Genomic DNA, 9,742 nt, shown 5'->3' with positions numbered 1-9,742 from the left:
GGTTTCTCGCCCCGGCGAGGACGGGTCGACTCCCCCGGCGCCGCCCCGGGCTACGACCGGGGGGGGGGGCGCGGGCGCGGGCGCCGGCTCGGGTACGGGAACCGCTGGTCGACATCGGCCTGTTCCGTATCCCCGAATACGTCTGGGGAACCGTGCTGGCCTTCCTGTGCTCGCTGGCGATGATCGGGGTGGTGTTCACCCTGCCGCAGTACTTCCAGGCGGTGCTCGACGTGGATTCCATCGGCTCCGGTCTGCGGCTGCTCCCGCTGCTCGGCGGTCTCGCCGTCGGTGCGATCGGGGCCGAACCACTCGCGCGGGCGATCGGCGCCAAGGCGGTTCTCGTCGGCGGTTTCGCGGTGCTGGGCGCCGGTCTGACGCTCGGGTCCACGACGAGCACGAGCAGCGGCCTCGGGTTCCTGTTCACCTGGACCCCGGTCACCGGTGCAGGCCTCGGCATGGTCCTGGCGACGGCGACCGCCGCCGCCCTCGGGCACATCCCCGTCGCCCGGGCCGGTGTCGCCTCCGCTCTCATCCAGGCGTTGCAGGATGCCGGCAGCCCGTTCGGCGCCGCGATCCTCGGCACCGCCGCACTCGCCAGCTACCGCGCCGGCCTCGACACCACCCCGGCGCTGACCGACCTCACCCCAGCTCAGACGGATGCCATCCGCGGCGGGATCTTCGACGGCACCGCGCTGGCTCACCAGCTGCACTCACCAGCCCTGCTGGCCGACGTCCGCTCGGCATTCGTCGACGGCATCGACACCGCCCTGCTGGTCTGCGCTGCGATAGCGTTCGCCGGGGCACTTCTGGCGCTGGTGCTGTTCCCACGTCGGGCAACCGCCGCCGGACCGGAGGGCGCCGGCACGGGCAGCGACGCCGGCAGCGACGCCGGCGATGACGTCGAGCTGGTCGAGACCGCCGGCATCGTCCAGAGGGTAGTCGAGGAGAGTGAGTAGTTGGCGCGCGAGCGGCCGTCCTGGAACCAGGCGCAGACCACCGCGCTCAGGCAGGCGATCCAGTCGACCGCACTGCGGCTGTTCGCCGAACGAGGGTATGCCGAGACCACGGTCAGCATGATCGCCGAAGAGGTCGGAGTCGCGGCGCGAACCTGCTTTCGGCACTTCCCGACCAAGCCCGACCTGGTGCTGTGGGACGCCGCCGACTACGACCTGCTGGCCCACTTCCGCGCCCGCCCGGTGGACGAAAGCGTCATCACCGCCTTCCGCGCGGCCCTGCGCGCCGGCTATGCCGCCCTGAGCCCCGACCAGCGGGCCCTGGAGCAGCACCGCACCGCACTCATCGCCGCTGTACCCGAAGTCCGCGCGGCACACCTGGACCACCTCACCTCCGCCGCACACGAGTTCACCGCAGCCGTGGCGACACGTGCCGGACGTGGGGCGGACGACCCGGACGTCATCGCGGTCAGCGGCGCCATCATCGGCATCATGATGATCACCCAGCTCCGCTCGGCCAGGCAGTCCACACCGTCCTCGCCCGAGCGGGACCCGGCCGCCGCGATCGACGATGCCCTGGCCCGGCTACAACAGGGATTCAGCATTCTCTGACCGGGACCAGCCGCCGCGGAACCACCAGCGACGAGAACGGACGAGGCCGGTTGCCCCGTCCGCATCCCCCCGGCGGACCCTGCCCCGCCGCTCACGGCTACCGGGAGAGCAGTACGAGAATCCTTTTCATGGCGTCGTCCCGGGCATCCTGGTCGAAGGCAGGCGTATCGGGCCAGAAAAATGCGTGCTGAACTTCCGGGTAAGCGACGATCTCGTGTCGGGCGCCCGCGGCACGCAGGGCGGCGGAAATTTTGTCTCGCTGGCCCGAGTCGATCAGGAAATCGCGCTCTCCGACGAGGAAAAGAAGCTCCCCTCTTATTCCCGGGGTCAGCTCGAGTGTGGGCTCCGGGCGACTGAGCGGAATGTCGGTGGTCGGGAGCCAGCCGCCGTACAGGACGGCGGTGCGAGAAATCGGCAGCGTGGCTGCGGCAAGATAGGCCAGGTGGCCGCCGGCACTGAAACCGACCATGGCGGTCTCCCGGACCTCGTACCGCTCCAGCAGCACCGCGGCCGCTGCGCGCACATCGGCGATCGCCCCCACCCGGGACATCCTGTGCAACAGGGCGAAACCCTCGTCGCGCCCGGCATCGTCCCGGGACAGATACCGACCCGTTTCAGCGTCACGGTGGTAGAACTCCGGCGCGACCACCAGATGCCCGGCGGCTGCGATCTCGTCCACCACCGAACGGATCCCGGGGTTCACACCGAACAGTTCATGCGCCACGATCACACCGACCGGGGAAAAATCACCGGCTGGTCGGGCGCAGTACGCGGCCATCGTGGTGCCGTCTTCCACCGGTATCTCAATCCACTGCCTGACAACGTCCATAGGGAGCAGTCTTCGTCTCCGGAGGATGCGCGACCACAGCACGCCCTTACTGGTACTGGCGTGACTAGGCTGCTGGCGCATGGGACCTGATGGGGATCCGGCCGCGTTGGGCGAACTGCTCCGCTCCCGGCGGGCCCGGCTCACCCCGGCGGCGGTGGGTCTCCCACCGGGGGAACGGCGGCGCACGCCCGGCCTGCGCCGCGAGGAGGTCGCCCTGCTCGCGAACCTGTCGCCCACCTACTACGCGTTCCTCGAGCAGGGGCGCCAGGTCCGCCCGTCCACGCAGGTTCTCGACGCGCTTGCCACCGCCCTACGCCTGGACGCCGCCGAACGTCAGTACCTGGACGTGCTGGCCTACGGCCGGGCTGGCCGCGCCGGGCCGCGCCCCGCGCCCGACGGGCGGTCGGAGCCGCCGAGCGAGGTGGTGGCTGTCGGCGTCGTCGATCTGGTCCGACGCCTGGACCCTCATCCGACCTTTGTGAAGGGGCGCCGCTGGGATGTGCTGGCCGCGAACTCGGCGGCGTGTGAGCTGTTCACCGACTGGGATGCGCGGCCACCGGCGGACCGGAACCTGGTGCGGTGGATGTTCACCGACGAGCAGGCCAGGCACGTCTACCTGGACTGGGAGCGCGAGGCGCGCGCGATGCTCGGACGGTTCCGGCTGGCCACCGCGGCGTACACGAACGAGCCGAGCGTCGCCGCGCTCATCGCCGAACTCCTGCACGCCAGCGCACGGGTCCGGCAGTGGTGGCCGAACCACGACGTGGTGCCGATCGGTGGTAGCGGCGTGAAGCGGCTCCGCCATCCACGTCTCGGTCCGACGGAGTACTCGCACGTCGTGTTGAGTGTCACCGATCATCCGGAACAGACCCTGGTCACGCACACCGCACGCACCGACGGACGGTTCACTGGCGGGCGAGACGGGTCGTGAAGTCGGCTATGACGGCGAGCTGATCGTCGTCATAGCGGCCGAGCAGGTCGAGCAGGTCCTGACCGTATCCCTCGTACAGGGGACGCATGTCCTGCTGCACCTTCTCCTCGACGCGGGACACCACGACCTTGCGGCGATCGTCGGACGAGCGGTCCCGCCGGGCGTAGCCGGCCCGCTCCAGCCGATCGACCACGCCGGTGACCGTGCCGGTGGTCAGGCCGCTGAGCTCCGCGAGCCGGCCGGGTGTCAACGGCCCGTGCACCTGCAGCAGCGTGAGGAACTGGGCGTCGCTCGCACCGAGACCGATCTTCTCGGCGACCTCGTGGCTGTGCAGGATCGCCCCCGCGATCATGTGCACCACCGCGTCGAAGATCTGCGTCTGCACCACGCCGCGCGGCGGATCGTCAGGCATGCCCCACCCCCTTGTATCTCGTCCATCCAAGATATATGTTCTCGCAAGATACTTTGCCAGCCGAGATTACCCGGCTCCACGAGGTGCGGTCCATCATCCCGGCCGAAAGGGGGCCGTGCCGGAGCCGGGTCACCCGGTGCGGCATCCGGTGTCGTGGACGGCGCTCACCCCACCCACCTCGCGCCGCCGTCAGCCGTGCCCGGAAAACCCTGCCCAGAAGACCCCACCCAGATCCTGGAGACGAACACCCGATGAGAAGACGGTTCCGCGCGCTCGGCGTTCTCGCCATGCTGAGCGCCGCGCTGCTCGCCAGCAGCACGACCCGGGCCACCGCGGCCACACCCCCGGTCTCCGACCCACGTATCGTCGCGCACTTCGACGTCAATGCGGGGCAGTCCCCCGAGGGCATCGCGCTGGAACCGAGCGGATCGGCGCTGATCTCGCTGGCCAACGCGAGCTCGGTCGTGCGGGTGCGCCGCGACGGAAGCGTGGAGCAGGTCGGCCAGCTGCCCCGCAGCGGCGCCTGCCCGATCCTGCAGGGCTCCTACAGCTCCGGTATCGCCCGCGGGCACGACGGCACGGTCTATGTGCTCAACTGCACCGGCAACGCCGACTCGGGCGTGTGGCGGATCCGGCGCGGCGGCGCGCCGGAACAGATCGCCCACCTGCCCGCACAGGCCTTTCCCAACGGCCTCACCCTGGACGAGCAGACCGGTGAGCTTTATGTCGCGGACTCGGCTCTCGGCGTGGTCTGGCGGGTACGCACGACCGGCGGCACGCCCAGGGTCTGGGCCAGCGGCCCCGAGCTGACCCGCAGTCAGCTGTTCGGCGCCAACGGGATCACCGTCCACCGCGGTCACGTCTGGGTCAGCAACACCGACCGGGGCACGATCGTGAAGATCCCGATCGGCCCGTCTGGATCGGCCGGGCCGATCCAGACGGTGGTGAGCGGCCTAGCCGCGGGCGGGGTGGACAACTTCACCGTGTTCGGCCCGGACGACACGATCCTCGCTCCCCTGATCGCGGTGAACCAGGTCGTCCTGATCCGCCCCGGTAGCCAGCCACAGGTGGTCCTGACCGCGGCTGACGGACTGTCCAATCCCACCCACGTCCAGCTGCGCGGCGACACCGTCTACGTCTCCAACAGCGCGTTCTTCACCCGTACCGACCCGAATCTGCTGGTCGCCCAGCTCGACCGCCGCGCGCTGGCACCGCGAGCAGGCGCATGACGGCGATCCAGCAGCCCGGCTGTCGCTGACGCCGATCAGCCGGGTGGCTGGCCGGCGGCGAGCGTCGTGGCGAGGTCGATGAAGGCACGGGCCGGTGCGGGCAGGGGAGCGGTCGTGTTCCAGGCGATGGCGACGTCCGAACCCGGGATGTCCGTGACCTCGACGAACACCAGGCCGGGCCAGCGCTGCGCGCGGGCGATCGAGGCGGGGACCAGACCGACGGCCCGGCCGGCGCGGGCCGCGTCGAGCAGATCATCCAGGGTGTGCCCCTGCGCGCCGAACCGCACCGGTCCGCTGCGCCGCTCGTTCACCCGCCAGAACGCGCACCAGACGGGGTCCGCGGAGACGACGTCGATCCACGGCAGGTCGGCGATCTCCTCGAACTCGACATGTTGCCTGGTCGCGAGCGGATGACCGGCCCAGAGAGCCACGAACCTCGGTTCGGTGGCCACCACCGCCAGCTCCAGCCCTGTGCTGGTGAACGGTGGCCGCACGATGGCAACGTCGCTGCGGTGGGTGCGCAGCCCACCGGTCGGATCCTCGAGGCCGTAGTGCCTCGTGACGACCCGGACACCGGGGTGCCGTTCGGCATGGACCTGCAGCAGCCTCGGCGTGATCTCGACCGCCGCGGTGGCGGCCAGCCCGACACGCAGGCTGGCGCCGTCGCCGGCGGCGAGGTCGTGCGCGGCGTTCGCGCACCGCTGTGCGACGGCGAGCAGGTCACGGGCATAGGGCAGCCAGCTGGACCCACGCTCGGTCAGCGCCACCGTGCGGGAGGAGCGCTCGAACAGGTCGAACCCGACGTGTGCCTCGAGCCGCGCGATCGCGCTGCTCAGCGACTGCTGGGCCACGTTGAGGCGCCGCGCCGCGCGGGTGAAGTTCAGTTCCTCGGCCACCGCCACGAAGTAGGCGAGCTGACGAAGGTCGAACCGCACCGAGACGGACGGCGGTACGAACGGTGGTACCGACCGTGCCGCCGATCGACCGACGGCGGCTGTGGGACCACCGAAAACTTCTGTTTCCCCTGTCTCGGGCATCGCCCTAGCGTTTCACGCAGCGGATGCGCGGACAGTGCCTGTCGACCGAGGGGAGCCGACGCCATGGCCGAGACGCTTTACGAGCACGCCGGCGGTGAAGACGCCCTGCACCGGCTCGAGGAGCTGTTCTACGCGAAGGCACTCGCCGATCCGGTACTGAGCACGCTCTTCCCCGAGCGTGTGCCGACCCACGTCGACCGGCTCACCTCGTTCACCGCGGAGTCGTTCGGCGGCCCCGACCGCTTCAGCCAGGAAACCGGTTTTCAGTACCTGATCGACGTCCACCGGCATCTTCAGATCACCGATGAGCAGCGCGGCCGGTTCGTCGAGGCCTACCTGCTGGCCCTCGACGAGGCCGGCCTGCCCGACGACGTCCCGTTCCGCGCGGCGGTGCGCGAGCACATCGAGTTCGGCGCGCAGGTCGCCCAGCAGAACTCCTGGGCCGTCACCGACGCCGACCTGCACCCGATCCGCGAGGTGCCCCACTGGCAGTGGAGCCCGGACGACTGAACGGAAGACCCGGGTCCGGAACTCCCTGCCGATGGGCGCGGCTAGCTGCCGGCGGACAGGCCTGCGTTCACGGTCCGGAGGCCGCACGAATCCGGGTCGAAATCGTCCGCGTCCACCAGGCCGAGCGCGTCCAGTCGCTCGTGGAACTCCCTTGAGTACCGGTCGGGATCGGGGTCGGTACTGGTCAGGATCCTGACGAACTCATCGTAGTCTCGAGCTCGACGGAATCCTTCGTGGCATTGGCCTGGATCCGGGCGGTCGCCTCGTCGGGCGTGAGGTCGGTCCGGAGTGTGTCGATGCCGGCGGCCTCGCCGCAGCGGGTGGCCTCCACATCGATCCGGATTTCCGGTGCCTGCTCTGTGGGTGCCTGCTCTGCGACGCTTGCGGCCGCGGACTCTTGGGCAGATCGTCAGCCAGCCCCGACAACGGATCTGGGCACCCCGCGCACCCTTGCACTCGACGGACGTTCCGATGCAGGTTACGTCGCTTCATCGGATTGCCTTCGACCCCTTCCAACGAGGGCGATGGGCTTTCACCCACGGCCTCTGCTGCCAAGCAGGAAAACCACCTGGCGGCGCACGGTGCGGACCCGAGGCCGTGTCGGAAACATGACTGGCGAACGGACACCGGCAGGGCGACGGCACGCACCCTCCGTGGTAGCGTTCGCGCCAATTCTTTGGAGGCGGGCTCGTTTGCACGCCCGACCGAAGGACCGAAAACTTCGTAACCCATCGATGCCGTGCCCCACCAAAGCCCCACCGAAGTCCCACCAAAATCTTCACCTGCGAGGATGAAGTGACATATACCCGGCCCAATGTATGGGAACTTGGCGGCGAATGGGCTGAGCCGATCCTGTGGTACGCCCGCGGCGTGGCCGCGATGCGGGAGCGGCCGCTCTCCGAGCCCACGAGCTGGCGTTTCTACGCCGGAATCCACGGGTTCGACCGGCAGCTGTGGCGGCAGCTCGGCTATCTCGGTGCGTCCGACCGGCTGCCGAGCGACGCGCTGCGTCGGCGGTTCTGGGCTCAGTGCCAGCACGGCAGCTGGAATTTTCTGCCGTGGCACCGCGGGTACCTGCTCGCCTTCGAACAGGTCGTTCGGGCCGAGATCGTCAGGCTCGGGGGGCCGGCCGACTGGGCCCTGCCGTACTGGGACTACTTCAAGCCCGGCCAGAACGCCCTCCCACCCGCGTTCGCCCGGCCCGACTGGCCGGACGGAGGTACCAACCCGCTGTTCGTACCGGCCCGATACGGTCCGGCGGGCGACGGCAAGGTTTTCGTGCCACTCAACAACGTGAACCTGCGGGCGATGAACGAGCGGGCCTTCACCGGGGTGTCGAACGGCGCCAGCCCGGGTTTCGGTGGCGTCGATACGGGCTTCTCACATTCCGGGCGGATCCCCGGCGCCCTCGAAAGTCAGCCGCACAACATGGTGCACGTTCTGGTGGGCGGCGACAACGGGGTCCTGCCGGGGGTCATGACGGTGCCCGATACCGCCGGTCTCGACCCGGTCTTCTGGCTGCACCACGCCAACATCGACCGGCTGTGGGAGTCCTGGAACCGGGCCACGCCATCCCATCGCAATCCCACCGGCGCCCGCTGGGCCGCCGGCCCGGCCGGACGCGGCCAGCGGGCCTTCGCCATGCCGAAACCCGACGGCAGCACCTGGACCTTTACTCCGGGCGAGGTGACCGACCTGGTAACGCTTGGGTACACCTACACCGATCTGCCGTCGGCGATCGCTGCGGCACCGCCCGCCGAGCCACGGGAACGGCTGGCGCGTCCCGAGATCGCCGCCCGGCTGGAAGGAGCGCGACCCGTGCCGGAGGACACCCACGTCGAACTGGTCGGCACCTCCCCCGGGCCGGTACCGATCCAGGGCAGCGACATACGCAGCCACGTCCGGCTCGATGCGGGCATGCGCCGCAAGGTCACCGCGCGGCTCGCCCCCGCGCTGCGCGCCGTGGGCAGTCCCGCAGCGGCGCCGGAGCAGGTGTTCCTCAACCTCGAGAACATCCGTGGGCAGTCGGACCGGGCCGCCTTCGACGTCTACGTCGGTGTGCCCGACGATCAGGACCCAGCCGCCTTCCCTGACCGGCTCGCCGGCAGCATCGCGCCGTTCGGCCTGCGCAAGGCAAGCGCCCCAGACCAGGAACATGCCGGTCAGGGCCTCACTTTCGTCCTGGAGATCACGCAGATCGTCGACCAGCTCCACCTGGACAGCTCGTTCGACGTCGACACGTTGCCGGTCCGGATCGTGCCGATCGGCCCGGTCGCGCCCGAGGCGGACGTCAGCGTCGGCCGGATCAGCATCTTCCGCAGCGGCCGTTGACCCGGCCCCGGGCGATGCGCTCCCAGCCGACACCCGAGGCCCGCCACCGTCGCCGGCTCCGAACCCCGGTTCTGGTCGTCACGGCGTTGGCGTGGGCGGCCACCCTGGCCGTCCACCTGCTGCCGGCAACGTCGGGGCATCACCTGCACGGCGCGCGGCAGTTGCACACCATGCAGCACACGAACGACATGCCTGGCATGCCAGGCATGTCAGGCATGCTGCCGGGCGCTGGAACCGGATCACCATCCAACGGATCACTGTCGACCGGATCGCTACAGATGTTCCTGCTCGGATGGCCCTTCATGCTGACCGCCATGATGGCTCCGCTGCTCGTTCCGGTCCTGCGTCACGTGCACGCGCGCAGTCTGCCCAGCCGGCGCCGGCGAACGCTGACCCTGCTGGTGGCCGCCTACGTGGCAGTCTGGACGGCGGGTGGGCTGGTGCTGTTCGGGCTTGCGGCAGCGGTCCGGGCGGGCGCGGGCAGCGGCGCTGTCGCGATCGGGTCCGCCATCGCTGCGGCGGCGCTCTGGCAGCTCTCGCCACTCAAACAGCGCTGTCTCAACCGGCACCATGTGCAGCCGCTCATCGCCGCCTTCGGCCGCCCCGCGGACCGCGACGCCCTGCGGTTCGGCGGTACGCACGCGCTGTGGTGCCTCGGATCCTGCTGGGCACTCATGATGGTGCCGCTGCTGTTCGACCGCTGGCATCTGGCCGCGATGGCGGTCGTCACGCTCTATCTCTGGGCCGAGTCCTTCGACCCACCGGCGCCCCCGGCCTGGTGCCCACGCCTGCCGGTCACGGCCGTCCGCGTTGTCTCCACCGTCGTGAAACCCGGTTGACATCCTCCAGTCCTGGCCCAGCACCGAACCGCGGCGACGCATGGGCCCTGTTTCTGGTG

10 protein-coding genes are annotated in these 9,742 nt (G+C 70.0%); 7 read left to right on the top strand and 3 right to left on the bottom strand.

Annotation, left to right across the window (positions count from 1 at the left end):
• Both ND747_RS02420 and ND747_RS02415 read left to right on the top strand, forming a co-directional pair.
• Positions 1-956: MFS transporter (locus ND747_RS02420; RefSeq protein WP_285899850.1), on the top strand; the 956-nt coding region annotated here is incomplete at its 5' end.
• Complete coding sequence (locus ND747_RS02415; RefSeq protein ID WP_251731380.1) at positions 957-1,565, top strand: TetR/AcrR family transcriptional regulator; 609 nt, start codon at positions 957-959, stop codon at positions 1,563-1,565.
• 97 nt (positions 1,566-1,662) lie between these two features.
• Here ND747_RS02415 and ND747_RS02410 read toward each other — a convergent pair whose 3' ends face one another.
• Entirely contained in the window at positions 1,663-2,475 is an 813-nt protein-coding gene (locus tag ND747_RS02410; protein WP_251731378.1) for a dienelactone hydrolase family protein, read from the bottom strand.
• Between ND747_RS02410 and ND747_RS02405 the strand changes: the two genes are divergently transcribed.
• Positions 2,474-3,325, top strand: a complete 852-nt coding sequence (locus ND747_RS02405) for a helix-turn-helix domain-containing protein (RefSeq protein WP_251731377.1) — start codon at positions 2,474-2,476, stop codon at positions 3,323-3,325. The two genes, ND747_RS02410 and ND747_RS02405, sit on opposite strands and share 2 nt — an antisense overlap.
• Here ND747_RS02405 and ND747_RS02400 read toward each other — a convergent pair.
• Positions 3,300-3,737, bottom strand: coding sequence for a MarR family winged helix-turn-helix transcriptional regulator (locus ND747_RS02400; RefSeq protein WP_251731375.1), 438 nt, complete (start codon positions 3,735-3,737; stop codon positions 3,300-3,302). The genes ND747_RS02405 and ND747_RS02400 overlap by 26 nt on opposite strands.
• Positions 3,738-3,988: 251 nt before the next feature.
• Between ND747_RS02400 and ND747_RS02395 the strand changes: the two genes are divergently transcribed.
• Complete coding sequence (locus tag ND747_RS02395; RefSeq protein ID WP_251731373.1) at positions 3,989-4,966, top strand: hypothetical protein; 978 nt, start codon at positions 3,989-3,991, stop codon at positions 4,964-4,966.
• A gap of 35 nt (positions 4,967-5,001) precedes the next feature.
• Here the strand turns inward: ND747_RS02395 and ND747_RS02390 are convergent, their stop codons facing one another.
• Positions 5,002-5,901 carry a LysR family transcriptional regulator gene (locus tag ND747_RS02390; RefSeq protein ID WP_251731371.1) on the bottom strand — a complete coding sequence of 300 codons (900 nt, stop codon included), beginning with the start codon at positions 5,899-5,901 and terminating at the stop codon, positions 5,002-5,004.
• 165 nt (positions 5,902-6,066) lie between these two features.
• On the opposite strand from ND747_RS02390, the gene ND747_RS02385 reads away from it, so the two are divergent.
• The 3 genes from ND747_RS02385 (at position 6,067) to ND747_RS02375 (ending at position 9,683) form a co-directional block, all read left to right on the top strand.
• Complete coding sequence (locus tag ND747_RS02385) at positions 6,067-6,513, top strand: group II truncated hemoglobin (RefSeq protein ID WP_251731368.1); 447 nt, start codon at positions 6,067-6,069, stop codon at positions 6,511-6,513.
• Between the two features lie 795 nt (positions 6,514-7,308).
• Complete coding sequence (locus tag ND747_RS02380; protein ID WP_251731367.1) at positions 7,309-8,844, top strand: tyrosinase family protein; 1,536 nt, start codon at positions 7,309-7,311, stop codon at positions 8,842-8,844.
• Entirely contained in the window at positions 8,841-9,683 is an 843-nt protein-coding gene (locus ND747_RS02375; RefSeq protein WP_251731365.1) for a DUF2182 domain-containing protein, read from the top strand. The genes ND747_RS02380 and ND747_RS02375 overlap by 4 nt, the downstream gene beginning before the upstream one ends.
• Positions 9,684-9,742: the final 59 nt, after the last annotated feature.

It is taken from the genome of Frankia sp. R82 (genome assembly GCF_023716925.1).
Taxonomy (GTDB): Bacteria; Actinomycetota; Actinomycetes; order Frankiales; family Frankiaceae; genus Frankia.
Note: the sequence above shows the minus strand (reverse complement) of the source record. Positions and strands in the feature narration are given on the sequence as shown.